This window comes from Paenibacillus motobuensis (genome assembly GCF_039521865.1).
Lineage (GTDB): Bacteria > Bacillota > Bacilli > Paenibacillales > Paenibacillaceae > Fontibacillus > Fontibacillus motobuensis.
Genome location: NZ_BAAACX010000023.1, coordinates 67,823 through 89,667, shown reverse-complemented (window position 1 = coordinate 89,667; position 21,845 = coordinate 67,823). Strand labels below are relative to the sequence as shown.

At 43.2% G+C, this 21,845-nt stretch carries 12 protein-coding genes, 1 tRNA gene, 2 pseudogenes and 1 other annotated feature; of the genes and pseudogenes, 7 read left to right on the top strand and 8 right to left on the bottom strand.

Annotated elements, in window-relative coordinates:
• Positions 1 to 6: 6 nt before the first annotated feature.
• Together ABD014_RS22065 and ABD014_RS22060 are read right to left on the bottom strand one after the other, a co-directional pair.
• Positions 7 to 744: a ThuA domain-containing protein gene (locus tag ABD014_RS22065; RefSeq protein ID WP_343864936.1), complete on the bottom strand. Its 738-nt coding sequence runs from the start codon at positions 742 to 744 to the stop codon at positions 7 to 9.
• A 226-nt stretch (positions 745 to 970) separates the two neighbouring features.
• Positions 971 to 2,137 (bottom strand): Gfo/Idh/MocA family protein, encoded by a 1,167-nt coding sequence (locus ABD014_RS22060; RefSeq protein WP_343864934.1) that lies wholly within the window; start codon positions 2,135 to 2,137, stop codon positions 971 to 973.
• 456 nt (positions 2,138 to 2,593) lie between these two features.
• Between ABD014_RS22060 and pgmB the strand changes: the two are divergent.
• Positions 2,594 to 3,228 (top strand): annotated as a pseudogene (pgmB, locus tag ABD014_RS22055) (beta-phosphoglucomutase).
• 111 nt (positions 3,229 to 3,339) lie between these two features.
• Here the strand turns inward: pgmB and ABD014_RS22050 are convergent.
• Together ABD014_RS22050 and ABD014_RS22045 are read right to left on the bottom strand one after the other, a co-directional pair.
• Positions 3,340 to 3,603, bottom strand: a complete 264-nt coding sequence (locus tag ABD014_RS22050) for a hypothetical protein (RefSeq protein WP_343864932.1) — start codon at positions 3,601 to 3,603, stop codon at positions 3,340 to 3,342.
• Positions 3,604 to 3,636: 33 nt separating this feature from the next.
• Positions 3,637 to 4,464 carry a helix-turn-helix domain-containing protein gene (locus ABD014_RS22045; RefSeq protein ID WP_343864930.1) on the bottom strand — a complete coding sequence of 276 codons (828 nt, stop codon included), beginning with the start codon at positions 4,462 to 4,464 and terminating at the stop codon, positions 3,637 to 3,639.
• Between the two features lie 369 nt (positions 4,465 to 4,833).
• Between ABD014_RS22045 and ABD014_RS22040 the strand changes: the two genes are divergently transcribed.
• The 3 genes from ABD014_RS22040 to ABD014_RS22030 are packed head-to-tail and all read left to right on the top strand — an operon-like array spanning position 4,834 to position 13,672.
• A complete protein-coding gene (locus ABD014_RS22040; RefSeq protein WP_343864928.1) occupies positions 4,834 to 8,058 on the top strand; it encodes an RHS repeat domain-containing protein in 3,225 nt (1,074 codons plus the stop codon).
• Positions 8,059 to 8,103: 45 nt separating this feature from the next.
• Entirely contained in the window at positions 8,104 to 12,999 is a 4,896-nt protein-coding gene (locus ABD014_RS22035; protein ID WP_343864926.1) for an RHS repeat domain-containing protein, read from the top strand.
• A gap of 13 nt (positions 13,000 to 13,012) precedes the next feature.
• Positions 13,013 to 13,672, top strand: a complete 660-nt coding sequence (locus tag ABD014_RS22030; protein WP_343864924.1) for a tetratricopeptide repeat protein — start codon at positions 13,013 to 13,015, stop codon at positions 13,670 to 13,672.
• A 243-nt stretch (positions 13,673 to 13,915) separates the two neighbouring features.
• Here the strand turns inward: ABD014_RS22030 and ABD014_RS22025 are convergent.
• Positions 13,916 to 14,706, bottom strand: a pseudogene (locus ABD014_RS22025) (MFS transporter).
• A gap of 153 nt (positions 14,707 to 14,859) precedes the next feature.
• Here ABD014_RS22025 and ABD014_RS22020 point away from each other — a divergent pair.
• Entirely contained in the window at positions 14,860 to 15,444 is a 585-nt protein-coding gene (locus ABD014_RS22020) for a TetR/AcrR family transcriptional regulator (RefSeq protein WP_343864922.1), read from the top strand.
• 52 nt (positions 15,445 to 15,496) lie between these two features.
• Here ABD014_RS22020 and ABD014_RS22015 read toward each other — a convergent pair whose 3' ends face one another.
• The gene (locus tag ABD014_RS22015; protein WP_343864920.1) at positions 15,497 to 16,840 is read right to left on the bottom strand and encodes a helix-turn-helix transcriptional regulator; all 1,344 of its coding nucleotides are present in this window, start codon (positions 16,838 to 16,840) and stop codon (positions 15,497 to 15,499) included.
• Between the two features lie 339 nt (positions 16,841 to 17,179).
• Here ABD014_RS22015 and ABD014_RS22010 point away from each other — a divergent pair, with 339 nt between their 5' ends.
• On the top strand, positions 17,180 to 17,608 hold the full coding sequence (locus ABD014_RS22010; protein WP_343864918.1) for a DUF5412 family protein: 429 nt from the start codon (positions 17,180 to 17,182) through the stop codon (positions 17,606 to 17,608).
• Between the two features lie 86 nt (positions 17,609 to 17,694).
• Here the strand turns inward: ABD014_RS22010 and ABD014_RS22005 are convergent.
• A tRNA-Pro gene (locus tag ABD014_RS22005) sits at positions 17,695 to 17,768 on the bottom strand.
• Positions 17,769 to 18,153: 385 nt separating this feature from the next.
• Positions 18,154 to 18,389: a binding site (T-box leader), on the top strand.
• 67 nt (positions 18,390 to 18,456) lie between these two features.
• Between ABD014_RS22005 and leuS the strand changes: the two genes are divergently transcribed.
• Entirely contained in the window at positions 18,457 to 20,895 is a 2,439-nt protein-coding gene (gene leuS / locus ABD014_RS22000) for a leucine--tRNA ligase (protein ID WP_343864916.1), read from the top strand.
• Positions 20,896 to 20,996: 101 nt separating this feature from the next.
• Here leuS and comER read toward each other — a convergent pair whose 3' ends face one another.
• The gene (gene comER, locus ABD014_RS21995) at positions 20,997 to 21,833 is read right to left on the bottom strand and encodes a late competence protein ComER (RefSeq protein ID WP_343864914.1); all 837 of its coding nucleotides are present in this window, start codon (positions 21,831 to 21,833) and stop codon (positions 20,997 to 20,999) included.
• Between the last annotated feature and the right edge of the window lie 12 nt (positions 21,834 to 21,845).

The following is a 21,845-nucleotide window of genomic DNA, read 5'->3' as shown; positions in this document are numbered from 1 at the left end:
CCCCTCTTATGCGTTGTTGTACTGATTGTCACCCATGCCTGTGTATGCTTTGCCGCTCAAGGCCGCTCCATCGTTCAGCGTCAGCTGCTTGCCCTCGGCCGCCCAGAGCATTCCACGGGTCATTAACTCCTTCACTGGAGGAAGGTCGACGATGTCGGCATGGTGGCCAAGAGAGTTATAATATACTCTTCCCAGTCCCCAACGCTTCGTCCACACGACAGGCATATCCACCGCTTTATTCAGGCGATGCGGACCGTCAATGACAGGGAAACGAGTCGTAGCCAATACTTCAACGGCGGGATCAACATGCAAATAATATTGCTCTGTACTTACCATGAAATCAGACACGCCTTCGACGAGTGGGCTGGAGGAGGATTTGATCTCTACCTTGTACTCCACACCATCATTGCCCGGATGAGCCACCCATTGCCCACCGGTCATAAATTGCCAATCTACATTGTTGCGGAAGGAGTCGCACATGCCGCCATGGCATCCAGCTAATCCAGTTCCGGCCTGGACCGCTGCCGATACATTGTTAACGAGTTCCTGAGAAATCTCGCCCATCGTCCATACGGGAACGATCAGATCAAGCCCGAGCAATTTCTCGGCATCTGCATATGCATCAAGCGTGTCGGCAACCTCAACCTCGAATTGATGCTCCAGAAGAGCGTTTTTGAAGATGGTCGCTACCTGCTCTGGTTCATGTCCGTCCCAGCCGCCCCAAACGATCAATGCCTTTTTCATATTATCTATCTCCTTATAGAGGTAGTTTAAAAAGTCCCCCTTTGATCACGAAGTAGCACGGGTAGCTTAATCGGCATCGAATCTTGAATTCAGCCGGGCCTTCCGGTGCTCACGTATTCACTACGTACGCTCCGCTCCTCAGCCCCTAGCTTCATCCAACCTTCTCGGTGCTGAAAGTCTGACTTTTTAAACACGCACTTATAGTAAACATATTTTGCTGTCTATCTTACATTTCAGCGATTTCAACCCAGCGACGCTGTTCAATCGAACGTTCGACGGCTTCGAGTACAGCTTGGCATTTCACTCCGTCTAGGAAATTGGGCACAGGCTGTCTGCCTTCGCGTATCGCATGTGTAAGCTCCAATACTTCATGAATGAATGTATGCTCGAAGCCAATCGTATGGCCCGGAGGCCACCAGGCTTCTGCGTAAGCATGGGCTGGATCGGTGGCGAGAACACGCCGGAATCCCTGCACATCCTCATCATCCGAGTTGAAATAAACCTCCAGCTCATTCATTCGCTCAAAATCGAATTTGACACTGCCCAGACTGCCGTTGATCTCAAATGAATTTGTAGAGCGATGGCCCGCGGCAAACCGCGTTGCCTCGAAGCTGCCTATAGCACCGTCAGCAAATTTGGCCATGAAGAGGGTAGCATCATCAACAGTAACCGGACCTCTAGGCGCGTTCGGATCGGCGCTGCCTGTAGCACTAAGCCCGGTCATTTCTTCAGCAAGCGGACGTTCCTTAATAAATGTCTCGCTCATGCCGATGACTTCATCGATATCACCGATGAGATAATGAGACAAATCGATTAAATGGGCGCCCAGATCCCCAAGTGAACCGGAGCCGGCAATTTCTTTCTGCAGCCTCCATACAAGCGGGAACTCAGGATCCATAACCCAATCCTGCAGGAACCAGGCGCGGAAATGATAAATTTTGCCCAGCCTGCCGCTCTCTACCAGCTTCTTGGCGAGTTGGACCGCAGGGGAGAAGCGGTAATTGAAGCCAATCATATGGGCGACGCCAGCCTCTTCCGCTGCTTGAAGCATCTCCCTGGAGTCTACTAATGAAAGCGCTAACGGTTTCTCGCAGAAAATATGCTTGCCAGCCTTCGCAGCGGCCAGGGCAATCTCTTTATGAGCATTGCTTGGCGCGTTAATATCAATTAAATCGATGTCATCCCGGGCGACAAGCTGTCTCCAGTCGGTTGCAATCTCCGACCATCCTAATCTGGAAGCCGCTTCTGCGACCGCTTGTTCATTTCTGCCGCATAGCACGGCCATCTCCGGCTTGAGAGCCTGTGGAAAGAACATAGGCAGAGCACGATAAGCATTACTATGGGCCTTGCCCATAAATTTGTAGCCGATCATCCCGACACGAAGCTGGTTCATATCATCCCTCCATGAATCAATAAGTTGGTATTGCTTATGAACATTATAGAAAAAAGGCCTGTTTCACACTCGCCAGTTTATGCAGAAACCTAGTCAAAAAATGCGTTTTCGTAAAATAACTGACGGGGATCAAGGGCAGCCCTGTTTGCATTTGTTCTTATGGACTTCGTAATAGTTGCGCTAGTTGACGAGCTTGAACACGAATGCGGGAGTGGCGATTCTGAATAATTCGTTGATAAATTTACTTCAAGTAGATAAAATATTATCAACCGCTTTCAATTTAAATAAAATGTATATTAGTCGTTCAGAATTTCATGGGGTTCAGTACATCAGCAAAACTAAAAATCTTACATTTACCTCATCGGATGTAAACAACAACGATAATAAGAAAATGCTTGGCGACTATGATGATATCAAAGGTGAAGCTACGGTTTATAGTGTAAAGAATCTGGGAACATGAAGCTGCAAGCCGTATTATTTGATCTGGATGGCGTGATCACCGATACCGAAGAGTATCACTATTTGGCATGGAAGCAAATGGCGGAGCAGATCGGAATAGAATCGACCGTGCCTTTAACGAACAGCTCAAAGGAATTAGCCGAATGGAGTCTCTGGAACGGATATTGGTTCATGGGTGTAAGGATGGCCAGTATTCGGTGGAGCAGCGTCGGCAGCTGGCTGCAGATAAGAACAAGCATTATGTGTCACTGCTTGCAGGGCTTGCTCCAGAGCGAGTCTACCCGGGGATTGTTGAATTGCTCGGTCAGTTGGAAGAGCATTAGATTCCTGCCGTATTGACGTCTGCAAGCAAGAATGCTCCGCAAATATTGGAGTCGCTTGGATTGGCGGATCACTTCTATGCGATTGTAGACCCTGACGGCATTCCCGGCAAGCCCGCCCCCGACATCTTCCTGAAGGGAGCAGAACTGGCAGGTGCCGATCCGCGATACTGTATCGGGATCGAGGATGCCCAAGCCGGTATTGAAGCGATCAAGGCGGCAGGGATGTTCGCGGTTGGTATCGGCGAGCCCGAGCTGTTGGGAGCTTCAGGCGCGGATATCGTATACGATAGCACTGTTAAATTGAGTTAAAATCGCTGTTGCAGGCGATGAGGCAAGGTCTATAATTATCAGCTTCAACAAAAATCAGGGCTGCCCAAATTCATCCGAAGGATGATTGGGACGGCCCTGTTTACGTTCGGCTTATTGCTCTTCGTAACTGTTGCGATCATTGACGATCAGACTGGTGAAGATGAGAGACAACAGAATAATGAACCCGGAGGCAGCCAATTGGATATAAAAGTCATGAGGCCTCGGGAGGGATATAAATTGAAAAATAACATCGGTTAACAGGTAGAGCAGCATTTTAAATATTCCCCAAAATACGAGAATGGAAATGATCCATTTGCGAATGGACTTTTTAATACGAGACCGTCTCGTGTAGCTGAGCTTATCCATGACAGACATGAAGATTTACCTCCTTATCCAACATACACTATTCTATTGAAAACTGCTGCGCGTGTCCGAGGGAGAGCAGCCCTTCAACTCCTTATACACTCGATTAAAGGTACGGATGCTGCCAAAGCCGCATTCCAAAGCGATGTCCGTGATGCTAGAATCCGTGTTCACGAGCTGGTGCTCTGCCATGAGCACACGGATCGTATTGAGATAAGTTTTGAAATTCATACCGATCGCTTTTTTAAAGGAACGGCAGAAGTGGGATGGATTCATCTCGAACCGCTCCGACATCATCTCGACGGATAAGTCCATCGCATAATTTGCTTCGATAAAAGAAATAATCCGATGTATTTTGGCTCGTTTACTCTCAAACCTCTGGCTCGAGCTTCGGTCAAAGGGAACGGTAGGCAGATACCTGCACAAGGTTCCGAACAATTCCAGTAAATAGCTCTTGATGTACATAGGGTAGCCCGTTCGGGCGTCCTCATTCTCTTGGAACATTTGACGCAGTAGATCGCCAATTCGCGAGAATTCTGGCTGGGTGGAATCGATATACGGCGACTCGAAGCGAAAATCAACAGGCCAGGTTTTGGCCGCGCCAATCAACTCCGGCTTGAAGATCAGCATGAAAGTTTCAGACTCCAGATCCTTGCTCTCGTAATAGTGAATATCATTACTGCAGCAAATGACCATATCCCCGGCCTGCAGCCGTCGTTTCTCTTCATTTACCCCGACGATAATATCGCCCCGCTCCACGTAGACGAATTCCAGCTCATTATGGAAATGTGGATAAAAGGATAGATTGCTAATACGATAGATTTCAAGCGGAAGCTCGGCATCCATATTCCAATTTTGATAGACCGATTTCATATATATCTCCATGATCCATGCGTAAAATTTTGTATTTATTGGCTTTAGTTCATCATACCGAGTTAGGCAATTTTTGTCTAATGGGTTGAGGTGTGTTTTTTTATGAGAGTTTTGGGTTGATAAAACTAGGGCTAGGGGTATTGAATATTTAAGTTTAAAAGTATGTTTTAGGAAGAAAGTAAAGTAGTTGAAAATAGTATAATGTTACTGGGTAGAAGCGCGTAAGCTGAAAGTCCCTTCATAAAGGTCATCTTCTAAATCAATAGAGGATGGCCTTTTATTGTATAGGTACATTTTTCCTATTTAGGAATAATTAAGTGTGGACGATAGAATCTATGTATCTATAAATTTGGAAATGGAGGTTATTCGATGAAAACAAGGAGGTTATTTCTCTCTATCTTATCTATTGTTTTATTTCTAGGAAGTGTGAGTTCTACATTAGCCAAAGAGAACCCAAATTCCACAGCAGCTATCCATCAGTACTCACTAATTAAAAACGATCTTGATCCACTCAGGATTGAAGTACAGGGAGATTCATTTCAAGAGAACTCAGGACTTTTTGAGAAAGAAACGGAAGATCCAACGGTAACAGAAAGCGTATACCAAATTGAACTATTTGCAGAAAAAACAGAATTGATAATCTATCCTGGAGAAAGTGTTCAATTTACCAATGATACGAATACTCTACTTTCTGTATCAACAGATGCTAAATCGACGAATAATATCCGCTATGATTATGTCTCTTATAATTCCGATGGTAAAGTTTCTTCTGACGATTTAGAGCATACAGGAAGTGCTAGTGTTTACTCTAAAGGTGGAAAGACAATTATCACCGTAGACTACGATTATCCCTTATCAGTGAGTTTTAATTCAGGGATCACTTATTCTTATACGTCTAACCCAGCTTTATTAAAAAAGAAGCTTTATCGAAATGAGAGTTACCTGTTTGCGAACCAATCTTACGCGGCAAGGAGTATTATGAGTGATGCCACTGCTAGTAATGGGAAACGGTATGATTATGCGATTTATAAGAGCGATGGCTCGCTTGAAAGATCTAGCTTCGAATCTACAGTGAAGCCATCAATAAGTGTTGGAGATGAAATTATACTAACAGGAGTTTCTGACATTCCAGTTACAGTGGCCTTGCCTTATGAAGATTTTTTTGGATATGAAACAGAGGAACCTGCTTATGATAGCGTTATGCTCTATCCCGGTAAAAGCTATAAGTTTACGAATGTTGGAACGAAATCGGACCGGGTTGAGCACGCCGGAACTACTAAAGACAAATTCGATTATGTAGTTTATAACTCTGATGGGACGGAAACCTCGCGGGGAACTAATACTTCTACACTACCATTGGTAGCCGTAGGAAGATACGTTGTGCTTACGTTAGTTACAGAAAATCCTGTTCGTGTAGGGGCACCTTATCGTTCTTTCATAGGAGGATATCGTGAAGATAATGCTATTAGTCGAGTCACTGTTTACCCAGGGGAGTCCTATCTATTTACAAATAACGGAACATTATTAAATCCTGTAAATAATAATGCCCGGGCAGTAGATGGTTTTTACGATTATACCGTTTATAAAGCCGATGGAGGTTACGCTTCCCAAGGATTTAATGCTATTAGCACTCCTCAATTACCTGCGGGTGGTATTGCAGTTATAACTGTTCAGGGTACGAATGCTGTTACTTTTGACTATACGGACGATTTTTCTGCCGAGCCAAGTGATGAACCTTCGCATTTCCGGGTAACGCTTACAGAAGGCAAAAGTTATGAATTTCAGAACATTACTTCTTCTACCCGTATTCTGCGCAGTAACGCAACTTCTAAGAATCGTTTTGACTGGGTTGAGTATTTCCCTGATGGAACACAGCAAGCAAAGCGCGCAAATACATATACAGATCCTCAGGTATCTGGAGGTAACTCTATCGTAGTTACTGCAGTGTCGGCTCCGGTTACATTTGGTGCAAATTATCGGTTGTTTTCCTGGAAGGATAAGCAGGGCGAAGCGATTTCCAAAAAAACTGTACATTTGGGAGAGTCCTACACGTTTTACAATACGGGCTCTCGGCTTGTTACGATAACCAGTGATGCAAATCAGGCGGGTGGTAAATATGACACAGCCGTCTATAGCAATGCTGAAAAAGTACACAGTGCCAAGTTTGATGAGACGGGAAATATAGCGATTCCGGCAGGAGGATATGCGATTATAACAGGGCAATCTGCAAGCCCAATAACTATTTCCTATACAGATGCGATTTTTGTATCATCCGCAGAGTATCCTGCAATGCTCAGAGCTACCGTTTCTCTAGGAGATTCTTATACTTATAAAAATATAAGCGGTGATACGGAGTATGTATACAGCAACGCATCTCCTAAAACAAACGAATTTGCCTATGTTATCCGACGCCCAGATGGAACGATTTCAAGTGAAGGGTCAAGCCGCTATACTTCAGTGCAAGTTTCGGCGGGTTATTCTGTTACTGTAATGCCGCTAACAGCTAGTGTAACCTTCGGAGGAGTATATACCTCGTTTATAGGCACACCGGGTGAAAATCCTGAAGTTAAACAGGTTACTTTAAGCAAAAATGAAAGTTATTCGTTCACTAATATATCAACCACACAACAAAAGCTAACAAGTAACGCCGCAAAGAATTTGTTATCTATGTTCGACTTCGCCATGTACGGTTTTGACGGCAAGCCGGAGAAGGCGGATTTTGATCAGGAAGGGAACTTGTCTGTTCCTGAGGGAAGCCAAGTCGTGGTTACTGTAGTTACAGACACCCCTGTTACCTTTACTTATGGGCAGGTCTTTCAAGCGACACCGAGTATAGAGCCGGCCTTATTGAAGAAAACGCTGGAATCCAGTCAAAGCATCGGTTTTAAGAATAAGAGCTTTTTTGAAGCCAAACTTACAACAAACGCAAGTACAGCTAGCAAGCGATATTTCGATTACACCATTTACGATTCAAATGGAGCGGTGATTAGACAAGGGGAACATTCAATAACTTCCTATGGCATCCCTGCTGGTGGAAAAATACAAGTAAAGACAACCTCGGAGAATCCAGTCATTCTCGCGGCACCATATCGAGTGTTTGAGTTTGTTGAAATAGAGGAATATGAATTCGAGGAACTACTACATCGTCAGCGACTGTATGTAAACAAAATGGCGGGAGAGAACGGTTATTACCGCTTCGTTGCTCCTGAAACCGGACATTATCGATTTGTCACCATGGAGATGAATTCGTTCATTCAGCAGCCGATATTGACTTTGTATGACCGCCCGGATTTGTTGGAACCGATAGGATCTAGCAAACAGAACAATCAGGAGTTTGGCCTTGATTATACTGTACTGGAAACTGATCTAGCTGTTGGGCAAATAGTTTATTTAAAGCTTTCTGAAGAGCACGGTCTTCCATTGATGCTGCAGTTAACCGTATCGATTATGTCGTTTGCACCCGAAACGAAGTACCAGTATACCAAGGATGGAAAGCTGCTTCAGATGACTTTTCCTTCGGGAGACGCTTTGATCTATGAATATGATCCTAACGGCAATTTGAAGAGAAGAGTGAAAAAAGTATTTCCGTTTTAATTTGAGAGTGTTAGCTGGTTCATAAGAACAATCGAGGTGATATAAATGTTTAAAAGAGTTGTTAGCTTAATATTATGTTTGACTCTGATCACTACGGGATTATTGGAAACTGTAGCCTACGGTGCAGGGGACACGACTAGTAACAAAATACCGCAACCTAATCAAGTAGATATACAAAAAATACTAACCATCTCCGAGGTCATGCAACAATTTGGAGTTAGTACAGATTGGATAGATGAACAGCTATCCAAAGGTTATACTCTTTATCAAATCTATATGGGATTGCAAAGCGGAAAGGAAGATTATGAGAAAGTTATTTCACAGTTTGATGTGGATCGGGAAATAGACAGGAAGTCCATGGAACTCCATGGGACTGCTAAAGAGGAAATCGCTCTTTTTCAAACTACAGATTTGTCATCTGACTATGATCAAGCAGCAGTAGAGCATCTCTCACTACAAGATGAGTCTTCCTTACACGAAATCAGCTTTGGTAAAGATACACTTTCTACTGCTACGGGGGATATGAAGCTCTACTATACAGATCTTTCGCTTCCGGGGACAATACCGTTCTCTCTTACCCGTATATATGACACTTCAAGAGCAAGTGAAGAAATCGGAATTGGCTTGGAAAACGGTGCCTATGTAAACCAGACTCGTATTCGTAGAGAGGAACGCGATTCAGGAATAGGTCGTGGATGGAGATGGGCTCTCCCCTTCATCGAAGTACAAGAAGTTGGTCAAATCCTGGATTTTCCCGGCATAGGACGGTATAAGATATCTGATACGTTGAAGCTGGAAGGCTATCCTTGGAACAATCTTCTTCTGGCGAAGGACGCTTCGAAGACAGTTGGAGGATTAACAAGCGAGACGAAAGTTTCTGTATTGAACGGGAATGATTACTTCTTTAGTTCATCAGGCCATCTTCTCCTGACAACCGATAACTATGAAAACAGAGTTGAATTTTATTATACTTCTCATGGAGATGGGAAAGTGCTTAACCGAATAGCCAATAGCGATGGAAATGAACTTTCCTTCTCTTATTCTGGAGACCGGGTAACAGTAACTCAACCGGGTACAAATAGAAGAATGGATTATTTCATTAAATCAACAGTTGATGGTCAACCCGTCTTAAGCGAGGTGCAAGATGCACTTAGCCGTAGTACCAAATATTTGTACTATTACACAGAATCTCGTTTTAATTTTTTGGAATCGCTTATGGACCAAGAGGAACAGCAACCCGTGAAACATTCGGCATTGTTGCTGCGCATCGTTCATCCTAGCTCAGGAATTACGGAGTTTGACTATACTTCAGTTCGCAAACAAATCGGCCCTATAGCTACTGACTTTGCATATAAGACCAGCATGCGCAGAGATGTGTATTCAACTACGTCGGGTGACAATGAGCTACTACGGAAATCTATCACATATGCAGGAGAAGACTTGGACCAGTTTGGAAAGACTGTATCTTCGACGACAACGGTGAAGTCTTCACGATCAGAGGAAGAATTTAAATTCATTAAGAAATTTTATGCTAACACTCAACCGGATGTTTACTTCCTGAATGAGCAAAGAAGCAAAGAATCGACGACAGAATTTAGAATGCAATTTGCCTATGATAATTCAACCGGCTGGAATGTCCCTACTCAGGCCATTGAAAGTTATTTACAAGGGGGAGCCGAGTCTCAGCAATTAACGGTAAATTATCAATATAACGAACAAGGACAGATTTTAAAAGAAAGTTGGAGCACGGGACAAGAAAATGTTTATGAATACACAACTTCAACAGACTCCTATTTTTGGTCGCTGCCAAGCCAAATTCAATCAAAGATCAGCGGAGAGCAAAAAAGAGTTGAGCGGATTCAATATAATCCTCAAGGAGATGTATCTCAATTTGCGGTAAGAGAGAACAGTGGGAGCGGCAAATTGCTAGCCCAAACAGATCTGGAATATGATGACTTTGGCAATGTCATTATATCGAAGACTAAGGATGATAAACGGAACAACATCGTAAATTACTCGTATCAATCGCCTTACGGGAAGCATCTGCTGACGGAAAAATCGCTGACAGTTCACTCAATCACAGGAGGTTCATCTCTGTCGAGGGAGAAGTTCGACTATACAAAAGCGGGTGAGTTACTGACCTCCGAAGATGAGGTTGGAGACATTACTTCGTATACGTATGATGCACTGGGACGTATGACAAAAACACAGTATAGCGATCAGTCGACCACCACGATACAGTACGATGATGTACTGAATAGAGTAACTGTGACAGGACCCGAAGGTATCGTGACGGTTGAGAAATACGACCCATTAGGATTATTAGTTGAAGAAAGTGTAAGTGATGCTTTATTCAAATATAAGTATGATGGGGAAGGAAATTTAGAGCAGGAGATTGATGCGGAGCAGAATAAAACAAGTTATGTTTATGATGGATTTGGTCGTTTAACGAAGACCATTTACGCCGATGGCTCTCAGGATGAGACATCTTATGATATGGTTAGAAGAACTGTAACTAATACAGACCCTGTTGGGGTGAAGTACCAGCAAAAATTGGACTTACTTGGAAACATATTAGCAGTTGAAGAATGGAGAGATGGGGCTTTTGTAGCTCTTGAGCAAGCCACTTATGATTTATCCGGAAATGCGCTGGCCGTAACTGATGGAAAAGGACAGCAAACTCTCTATCAATATGATGCGTTGGGACGTGTTATTTCTGTAACTGATCCTGAGCAACGTTCCACTTCATATAAGTACACCCTGGCTGGAGATTTGAGCGTTATCCAGTATCCGGACAACAGTTATATAGAGAGAGAATATAATGAAGCGGGTAATTTAATACGCCAAGTTAATGAAGAGCGTATGACCGAAATATTCTATTACGATGCTAAAGGAAATCTTACTAAATCGCTGGATCACGCAAGTCAGTTTACAGAATATCAGTACAACAAGGATAACTTGCTGACGAAGATTCAGGCTCCAGATCAGCAAATCCAGTACACTTACGATGCCATGGGCCGCCGGATCGGTATGACGGATACTACTGGAAGTACAACCTATGATTATAATCCTTCAGATAGCTCTTTAGCTGCGATTCATTATCCAGATGGAATGCGAATTGATTATACGTATAATAAGCAAATGCGGACGGGCTATACGCTGACGGATGTCTCTGGAAAAACGACAGGCGCCAGTTATACAGTAAATGAAATGAATCGGGTCAGTGCACTGGATGTACTTCATCATGCTGCGGAATCAAATCAATCGACACTATCGGCTAAATCTAGTGCATCGGGTGCGATTGACAGGATCGCATTTGACTATAAAGCCAACGGACTACTGGAAAGGGGAACATCAGGCAACGGACCAAGCATGTCATTTAGCTATGAGGGATATGACTTGACGGGAATGACGATAAACCCTGGGTTGACGGCTAAAAGCACGGTAGCGCCTGAGGTAAACGATGTTTCTGAAATCGATACGTCGAAGGGTTCCGATTCCATGACCACAGGAGATATCTTGGAGACAGCAAATGAGGTGACCTTCGGAGTTTCCGAGTTGAGTGTGGCTAAAGGCTACGAGTTTACGTATGAATACGATTTTAATAAGAATATTATCGGTCGGACGCAAAACGGTGCCGGGAATACTTTTACGTATGATCCGTTAAATCGAATCCATACCGAAAGTGGAATAAACACTAACAAGAAATACAAGTATGACGATCGCGGTAATCTAATGGATATAGAGGGTCGTCAGCTTCGCGGATTATCGAATGCGGATTACACTTTTGACAGTTTGAATCGATTAACGAAGGTTACAACCGAAGACGGAACGCAAATCAGTTATATCTACAACGGCGACGGCCTGTTATACGAGCGGATAGAAGGAAAGAAAAAATCCCGTTATTATTATGATGAAGAAGCCAAGCTCATCGCCGAAGCGGATGTCAGCAGTGGAAAGCCAAAACTGATCTATACTTATATTTATGATCTCAGCGGTCAGCTTTGGTCCCGGGTGGATCAGACTACAAGCGAAGTGCAATACTATCAATTCAATGGTCATGGGGATATCGTTGGCCTGACCGACAGCCAAGGCAACCAACTCAATACTTATTCCTACGACATATGGGGTAATCCTGAAACCGTAGAAGAGACAGTTCCAAACATCTTCCGATATTCAGGAGAGTATTGGGATAACGTGACCGATTTACAATATCTGAGGGCTCGTTGGTATGATCCTAATGCGGGAAGATTTGTGTCGAAAGATACCTATCAAGGAAGTATTGATAATCCCTTGAGTTTGAATCGGTATTCGTATGTGCACAATAATCCTTTGATCTACACGGATCCTTCGGGTCAGTATATTATGCCTATGGGTCCAACGCCTTCGTTGACTTGCGCCGTAGATATTAAAAATTGTAAAACAAATCTTGATGCACAAATAAAAGCAAGTCAAGAAAATCTTGATATGCTTTATCTTGATGATGTTAGAACTATGCTGGACAATGAAGCAAGTAATCTTGAAAAAGGAATAGTTATTGTTCAGTATATACCAGTAGTTAAAGCATACAAATTAGTTAAAAAGACTGAAAAGGTAATAGATTCAAGTAAGGATATTATAAAAGCTACCAAAAAATTTACAAAAATTGGATTTCAAAAAGATTTATTCAAGAGATATGAGAGCCATGTATTCTCAGCAGATCATATTAAGAACGGAATAATGAAATTAGGCAAAGACAGGCAATCAATATTTAGCAGCATAACTAATAAGATTGCTTCAGTAAACCCTTCTAAGTTAAAAAAAGGCTCAAACCAAATGCATACTAAAATAAACGGATATAATGTAACGATCAGATTTTATGTCAATGAGAATGGAACTGTGATTAATGTCAATGCTTTTATGGGAATTGCTGACCGAGTAATAGGAAACCTTGTCAAGTAGAGTGGAGGATGAAATGGAAGATAAAATATTTAAAGAGACTATATCAAAGCTAATTGTTAAAAGAGATTTTTTTGAAGCAGAAAGATTAATGCTAGACTATATAAAGGTAAATCCACATGACATTGATGGTTGGTCTAGGCTGGTAATTCTTGAAACGCTTTCCCCGATTGAAGATTATGAACGAGCGACCGATTATCTAACAACTGCCTTGACTTATCACAGGGACAACCATTTGTTTTTCATTGTGAGGTTGTTTTTTATTGAATGGTACTTGGGCGGCTTAAATGAAACTCTAATAAAAATGGCTTTAGGGCTAAAAAACTCAATGGACTACGAAATGTCCTCCATGTTGTCTTACATTCTTGCTTGGCATTATAAAAATAAAGATATATATAAATTTGAATCTTTATTGGAACAGTCGATACAAGAATATTCAAAACATGTAACTAACTACGCTGATTTAGGAAAGTTTTATTTAAATAAGGGGGAAAAAGAACAAGGAACAGAATTAATTAAGAAGGGTATTGCGAACATTAAAGTCATTTATAGAGACTCTAATAATGATCATGACCCTCTTGATATAATTCGATTTATTAACGAAAGAATAACCGGGGTATTTATAACAGAAGGTACTTATCATTCTCTGGAAAATTTAATACAAACATCAGATTGATAGAACCTATACGATTATTTAACTTTATGGTACTAACTACCAATCGACAAAAACCATTTTTGCTTCATTGGTAAGGTTTGTTGAATAAATCAACATTCTATGTCAGGGAAGATAAAGAAAATTCAATTGAGTTCTACCTACTCTCTTCAACTGACAATAAGAAAGCATTCTTGTTTCATATCATTTTTCAATAAATTTAAGGCCTTGGGGGCACCCCAAGGCCTTGCTTTTTTAATGTTCTCTTTATGCTAAACGGTGCGTTATTGCCCAGAAGATAAGGGCTAGTGAGCTGACGACAGCGCCAAACAAGCAGACGGCATTCCAGCCTGCATAGGCATAGAGCTTGGTTGAAGCAATCGATCCGGCGGCGCTTCCGATGGAATAGAAAATCATGTAGGCTGCGGTCAGCCGACTTCTATAGCACCAACTATAATGAGCATTAAGGCTGCAGAGGTAAGATAGACCGAACGCCAGCCAGCAAGATCAGTCAGTACACCTGCAATGGTTCTCGCTAATAGAATTCCAATAACTACTCCGCTGGTTACAAAGCCAACCACACTTCCTCGTTCGGACGGGTAGGCTAGGGTTGAAGCAAATGACACTAGCACCTGGGTTACAACTGCAAGCAGTCCCATAATAGCTAAGCCAAAGAAAAGAATCGGTACCGCAGGAGCGGTTCCAATGATGACAAGAGCGGCAACAGATAAGAGCATCATGATGACGATCAGTCGGCGCTGATTTAATAAGTCGCCGAGCGGAACGAGCAGGAAAAGTCCGAGTGCATAACAAATTTGAGTCACAGTGATCACGATGCCAAGAGAAGAATGAGAGATTCCAAACTCATATGCCAGAGAGTCGAGCAGCGGCTGAGCGTAATAGACATTTGATACGGCTAGCCCGCAAGCGATGGCGAATAGTATGGCTATACGACGAGTCATTAAGGGAGGAGCAGATTTAGCAGCAGCATTTTGTGTTACAGCTAGGCTATCGAGTTCATTATGGATAACAGGCGAATCCGGGCCAATGTTTTGCATATTCACACCTCGCAGTAGAATTTCAATACCGATCGGTACAAAATGAGTCTATATTTAAGCATGGAGTACTGTCAAGATATATTTGACATTAAGCCTGATGATAAATAAAATTAATTTATACTGATCGATACAAAATGTCTGGGGGTAATAGGATTGGCCAGGCTTCGTGAGTTTGATGAGGAACAAGTTTTGGATGCAGCGATGCAGATTTTTTGGGAGAAGGGGTTTGAAGCTACCTCTTTAAGTGATTTGACATTAAGGATGGGAATTCAGCGCCCTAGCCTATATGCGGCATTTGGCGATAAGAAGGAACTGTTTGAAGCTGCGCTGCGCAAATACACACAAATTCATGCCTCTAATATTAGAGCGCAGTTTCATAATAACTCATCCATCAGAGAGGCGTTTCGCGTTTTTTTTGAAGGATTAGTTGAACAGGCATATGCTGAGGATATGAACCGAGGTTGTTTTTGTCTTAATACAATGGTGGAGCTTGCGCCCCATGACGAGAAATTTGAAATTCTTACGAGGGAGCATCAGATGTACCTGACGGTCATTTTTCAGGAGGCTATAGAACGGGGAATTCAATCGGGTGAACTTAACCCCCGGCTTAACGCAAAGGCTCTCGCACAGACATTGATAGTCTCTATGATTGGATTGACCGTAATGATGAAGTCTCGCCCAGAGCGCTCTTTTGCAGATAACGTAGTGTCGGGGATACTTTTGCAGCTAGCTGAGTAATAAGATATATAGCGTAGCTAGGAAACTGCTTGCCAACAAACAAAGACCAGTTTTACGAACTGGTCTCCTTCGCGTTGGTTGAGATTATTTTAATGCCTGGATGTTGGTGATTGTAAGAGAGATGATATTGACTGAGAAGTCTAAATAAACCATGTTTCTCACTAATAAATATTGACTTGTCCAGGTTATTTAATAAGTAGTTTAATCCATCTTTATATCCACCCTTATTTAGATAATAACAGGCTAATTCATTATTGAAGCGAGCCAGATGGCCCTCAATAATCTGTCGAGTATAAACATTGTTAGGAGATTTATGTTTTATAATCAAGGAGGGAATATCAAAGCGCTGGAGAATATCATCGATGTTAAAGTGGTAGCGATTAGCGAATTCGACAATGTTTAATAGGGACAACAATACTTCATCCTGATTTGATTCCATATAAGTCACGTAGTCTGTAAGTACGTTTGGATCACCTGCGGCTAATTTCGTTACCATTATATTCATTTTGGCCCATTCTCGAAATTTTTCTTTCCATTGTTCAGCTTCCTCATCTTGTTCTTTTACCCAATCCAAGTCGTTATACAATTGTATATACTGCAGAGTTTTTTCATAATCTCTTTTGTTCTCATGAACATCTCCTAGAAGTAAGTTGGCATAAGCTATGTAAGTAAAGAGTGGACGATATGATTTATAACCACTAGCATATTTTGGACTTTTTTGATACAGAAATTGAGCTTTTTGCTTAAGTCTCTCAGCAATTTCCTCCAGCTTATTCCATCGACTTAATCCACGATATGTATTCGCGAGATCCTTCAATGCTTCAAGCTGATCATACTCGCCTAGACGATCTACAAATAATTCAAACTGAAGGGCCCCTTGGTAATTCTTTTCTTGGTTGTTTTCAAGTTCACACATAAACAAACGATACTGACATAGAGCCAGGCGTTCAGAATGTTGATTTCTTTCACTTAGCGCTACATTTTCATACAATATAATGGCTGCTTCTTTTTTTTCATTCTTATTGAGATCTTCTGCTACTTCAAATAGGTGTGGTGAATAGATCAAGCTATCTAGTAATTGCTGAACTGTTTTAAGAAGAAGGTCTAAGTTGCCAACCTCTGCACAACCGTATAAGAAGGGCTTGATCTTGCGCCAGTTAGGAGGAGCCCCAGCTATGACTTCAACGTAGTACTGATTATAGAAGCAACCTTTAGGTAATCCCATAACTTCTGTGATACGGTCTAACTGTCCAATATTCAAAGTTCTATTTTCATTGAGAATGTTGCTAAGAGAGCCGATATTTATACCGACTTTCTCAGCAAATTGTCGTAAATTTAATCCTTCTTGATTCATAAAATCATTCAGTATTGCACTAATCGTGGTTGTACGGATCATATTAGACACCCCTACCATCCAATCTCTAATATTTCAATAGTATCCATTATTTAAATGGTGGTCAATTTAGAAATACGGTGTTCGAAGAACAGAGATAATCGTGTCTTCTCGGTATTTGGAAAAATTATGATAGAATATTTATAGATTGTGAATAATGTTCTTGCTTATTGAAATAGACAGGTTAATTAAGGGAAACAGGAGGTAATACATATTTTAATTAATATACTCGGTTTCTTATTGTTATTATTTACTATACTGTTATTTCTCGTTTTTGTTATCCATTTCATAATCTTCTTTATCAAAAAGAAACAGTTTCCTAAAAAACTACTACTGGCTACTTTGACAAGTGTAATTCTGCTTCTTGGACTATTTCTATATAAGAACTATTTTTTCACTTTTGATACTATTGATAGAGAATATACTCAAAAAGGACCTGGACCTATAACATCACCAACAGAAAAATATACAGCTAATGCTTTTTATGAACTATATGGAGGTGCTGCTGGAGGAGTTAATGTATGGGTTGAAATCACATACAATAATGAAGGAAATAAAGTTAAAACTGTTTATTATAGTGATGCAAAAAGTAACATTTCTATGGAATGGGTGAATGAAAACACCCTGTATATTCTGAATGACGAACCTAAGTATCCAAAATCAAATAGAAGTATCGAATTAGAAATTGATAAAGAGATTTATCACGAAAATGGTCTTGCCTGTAAAAGTTGGTTAATGAAAGATGAATATGAGAAATGCTATCAAAACTAGCGACATCAAAAAACGCTAAAAAAAGACAACTCCCTTTTCGGAAAATCAATCCGTTAGGTAGTTGTCTTATATTCTATAGCGTAAAATCGAGACGACAGGATTTGAACCTGCGACCTCTTGCTCCCGAAGCAAGCGCTCTACCAAGCTGAGCCACGTCTCGGTAAGATGAAGCGTCCCGACTATCAACTTCGATGAACTAGTGGGAACACCTGAAATTATACTCCTGTTCAAAAAACGTGTAAAGCGGTTGTTCTAAAAGTCAGCTTTTGATCACGATGTGAATCAGGAGGTTAATTCGACATCGAAGCTTGAATTCAGCCGGGCTTTCCGGTGCTCACGTACCCAAAACGTACGCTCCGCTCCTCAGCCCCTAGCTTCCTCCAACCTTCTCGGTGCTGAAAACCGGACCTTTTGAACACTCATTAAAAAAGACATGATCTTGAACAATATATGAATATCACATCATCACCTTGATCTTGAAATATAGCCAGGTATGTTGCGTAAAAAAGAATCTTTCTATATAATATAGGGTGATTCATTGGATATTTGCGACTTTGATGAGGATTATTAGTTTGGTTACTGCGCCATTCAGAGAGCCGGCGGCTGGTGAAAGTCGGTTGGAGCAACAAATGAACTCGCCTCGGAGTCATGATGCAAAAGGGCATATCCCCTGTAACATCATCGTCTTACCCGCGTTATTGGGTACATAAGGGAGTGAAGGACAAAGCATGTCCAACGCTAACTAGGGTGGTACCACGGGAAATTTCCTCTCGTCCCTAGCGATAACGCTATGGATGGAGAGGTTTTTTTACATTTCAGGAGATGTTTTAGAGGAGGATTCGAGAATCATGGCGGACAAGAACGTACCTCATGACGTGTATCAAGCCCAGACCATTGAGCCGAAATGGCAAGCATTCTGGGAAGAGAATCATACTTTCAAGACTCGCGAAGACGCGGGAAAACCAAAATTTTATGCATTGGATATGTTCCCCTATCCTTCGGGCGCGGGGCTTCATGTAGGCCATCCTGAAGGCTACACGGCGACGGATATCGTATCTCGCTACAAGCGGATGCGCGGCTATAATGTGCTTCATCCAATGGGCTGGGACGCTTTCGGACTGCCAGCAGAGCAGCATGCGCTGGACACAGGTGAGCATCCTCGCGACATTACGATCAAGAATGTGGACAACTTCCGGCGCCAGATCAAATCGCTCGGTTTCTCCTATGATTGGGACCGTGAGATTAGCACAACGGATCCGGACTACTATAAATGGACACAATGGATTTTCATCCAGCTCTACAAGAAAGGACTCGCTTATGTGGCGGAAATTCCAGTGAACTGGTGTCCGGCACTCGGTACTGTACTTGCCAATGAAGAAGTTATCGACGGCAAGAGTGAGCGAGGCGGCCATCCGGTAATCCGTAAGCCGATGCGCCAATGGGTACTGAAGATTACCGAGTACGCGGAGCGATTATTGGAAGATCTCGAGGAGCTTGACTGGTCCGAGAGTATTAAGGATATGCAGCGCAATTGGATCGGCAAATCTGAAGGTGCGGAAGTCGTGTTTGATATCGATGGACACAAGGATAAGCTGGTCGTATTTACGACTCGTCCGGATACATTGTTCGGTTCTACCTACGCCGTGCTTGCTCCTGAACATGAACTGGTGGCCAAGATCACGACTGACGCACAACGTGAAGCCGTAGAGAGTTATCAGGAACAAGCTGCTCATAAGAGTGATCTGGAGCGTACAGACTTGGCTAAAGAGAAGACAGGCGTGTTTACAGGCGCGTATGCGATCAATCCAGTTAACGGTGCGAAGCTGCCGATCTGGATTGCCGATTATGTACTTGCCGGTTATGGTACCGGGGCGATCATGGCTGTTCCAGGACATGACGAACGCGACTATGAATTTGCGAAGCAATTCGATCTTCCTATCATCGAAGTGCTGTCCGGTGGCGACCTGTCCAAGGAAGCCTATACTGGAGACGGCCCGCATGTCAATTCCGAGTTCCTGGATGGTATGGATAAAGAAGCAGGAATTAAGAAGATGATTTCCTGGCTTGAAGAAAATGGCAAAGGCCAAAGGAAAATCACTTACCGTCTACGCGACTGGTTGTTCAGCCGTCAGCGTTATTGGGGCGAGCCGATTCCGATCCTTCATCTTGAAGACGGAACGATGAAGCCGGTTCCTGAGGATCAGCTGCCGCTTGTCCTTCCGGAAGTTGAGCATATCAAGCCGTCCGGTACAGGGGAATCCCCGCTGGCGAACGTTACAGAATGGGTGAATACGGTAGATCCTGAGACAGGACTTCAAGCTCGCCGCGAGACAAACACGATGCCGCAATGGGCGGGAAGCTGCTGGTACTACCTGCGCTATATCGATCCGCATAATGATAAGGAACTGTGCTCCCCAGAGAAGCAACAGGAATGGCTTCCAGTCGACCTGTATATCGGTGGCGCGGAGCATGCGGTATTGCATCTGCTCTATGCACGTTTCTGGCATAAAGTGCTGTATGATCTTGGCGTGGTATCCACGAAGGAGCCGTTCCACAAGCTCGTTAACCAAGGAATGATTCTGGGCACAAATAATGAGAAAATGAGTAAATCCCGCGGCAATGTTATTAACCCGGACGATATCGTGAACAATTATGGTGCCGATACGCTCCGTATGTATGAAATGTTCATGGGGCCGCTTGAAGCGACCAAGCCATGGAGCGAGAACGGGGTTGAAGGAGCTCACCGATTCTTGTCCCGGATTTGGCGTCTGTTCGTTACTGAGGATGGAAGCCTGAACGCAAAGATCGGCGGCGAAGGCAGCGACGAATTCAAACGTACATGGCATAAGACAGTGAAGAAGGTAACGGAAGATCTTGAGGCTCTGCGCTTCAATACAGCGATCAGCCAGTTGATGATCTTCGTCAACGAAGCTTATAAAGTGGACAGTGTACCGAAAGAAGCAGCTGAGAACTTTGTACAAATGCTGTCTCCGCTCGCACCGCATATCGCAGAAGAATTGTGGGAGCGTCTTGGAAATACTGGAGGCATCAGCTATGTATCATGGCCAACTTATGATGAAGCTTGGACTGTGGATGCTGAAGTAGAGATTGTTGTACAGGTGAACGGGAAGATCGTGGAACGTACGAAGATCTCCAAGGATCTTGACCAAGCAGCTATGCAAGAACACAGCATGAACCTGCCTAACGTGAAGCAGGCTATTGAAGGCAAGACAGTCCGTAAAGTCATTGCGGTTCCGGGCAAGCTTGTCAATATCGTAGTTGGTTAATTTAATATTGCAGACAGACAAGGACTGGGAAGGCCGGCCGAACCCGGCGGTCTTCCCTCTTTTTTTACACGTTTAGAGGTAGTATGTAGTAAATATTAGAGTCACCGTTCGTTTTGGATTTCACTGAACAATTTGTCTAATTTATCGAGATCTTCATTATATTTCTGATGCGTAGCGTCGATAAGTCTGGAGAACACGTCCTGTAGCCCTAAATCTAGAATATCAATGCCTTTGGCGGTGATTCCGCCCGGCACGGAGACGCGCCGCTGGAGCTCTTCCGGGGACAGTCCGCCTTCCGTAAGCAACTTACCGGTACCGAGCAGCATTTGCGACCCCAGATACAAGGCATCGGCTCTGTCGATTCCCGTCATCTCGGTCGCAGTCTCGGCCCAACGCTGCAGGATGAACGCGATAAAGGCTGGGCCGCAGCTTGAGATATCAGAGGCGATCCGGGTTTGTTCCTCCTTAATGATTAATGGCGTGCTGATCGATGACATGAGTTGCTCCAGCAAGAGACGGTCCTCCGGCTGGATGCGCGAACCATATATGCAGAGCGAGGCACCGCTTTGCACCGAATGTGTAATGCTGGGAATGATTTTTGCTATACGCGATGGAACGGCCTGCTCCAGCATTTCAATTTGAACAGGGCTCGTAATGGATACGATAATTTGTCTATCCGTCAGCACATCCTTAATCTCCGATAGGACGCCCGGGAAATCCAGCGGCTTCACACATAGGAATATAATCTGGCTCTCACGCGCGGCTTCGACATTGCTGTCTACGATGCGTATTCCGGGATGGCGTCCTGCAATCCGCTCCGCCTTATGCGGGGAACGATTGCTGATGCAGATGAAGCTTTGATGTAGTGCACCGGAGCGTAGAAATGCGTCGATCAGCAGGCTGCCCATAGACCCTGTTCCGATGAAAGCCACTTTCATCCCGTTTCCTCC

Excerpts from the sequence above, each read along its gene's own strand:
- ABD014_RS22060 (WP_343864934.1), bottom strand. The coding sequence starts at position 2,137 with ATGAACCAGCTTCGTGTCGGGATGATCGGCTACAAATTTATGGGCAAG.
- ABD014_RS22045 (WP_343864930.1), bottom strand. The coding sequence starts at position 4,464 with ATGAAATCGGTCTATCAAAATTGGAATATGGATGCCGAGCTTCCGCTT.
- ABD014_RS22040 (WP_343864928.1), top strand. The coding sequence starts at position 4,834 with ATGAAAACAAGGAGGTTATTTCTCTCTATCTTATCTATTGTTTTATTT.
- ABD014_RS22030 (WP_343864924.1), top strand. The coding sequence starts at position 13,013 with ATGGAAGATAAAATATTTAAAGAGACTATATCAAAGCTAATTGTTAAA.
- leuS (WP_343864916.1), top strand. The coding sequence starts at position 18,457 with ATGGCGGACAAGAACGTACCTCATGACGTGTATCAAGCCCAGACCATT.
- ABD014_RS22035 (WP_343864926.1), top strand. The coding sequence starts at position 8,104 with ATGTTTAAAAGAGTTGTTAGCTTAATATTATGTTTGACTCTGATCACT.
- ABD014_RS22065 (WP_343864936.1), bottom strand. The coding sequence starts at position 744 with ATGAAAAAGGCATTGATCGTTTGGGGCGGCTGGGACGGACATGAACCA.
- comER (WP_343864914.1), bottom strand. The coding sequence starts at position 21,833 with ATGAAAGTGGCTTTCATCGGAACAGGGTCTATGGGCAGCCTGCTGATC.
- ABD014_RS22050 (WP_343864932.1), bottom strand. The coding sequence starts at position 3,603 with ATGTCTGTCATGGATAAGCTCAGCTACACGAGACGGTCTCGTATTAAA.
- ABD014_RS22015 (WP_343864920.1), bottom strand. The coding sequence starts at position 16,840 with ATGATCCGTACAACCACGATTAGTGCAATACTGAATGATTTTATGAAT.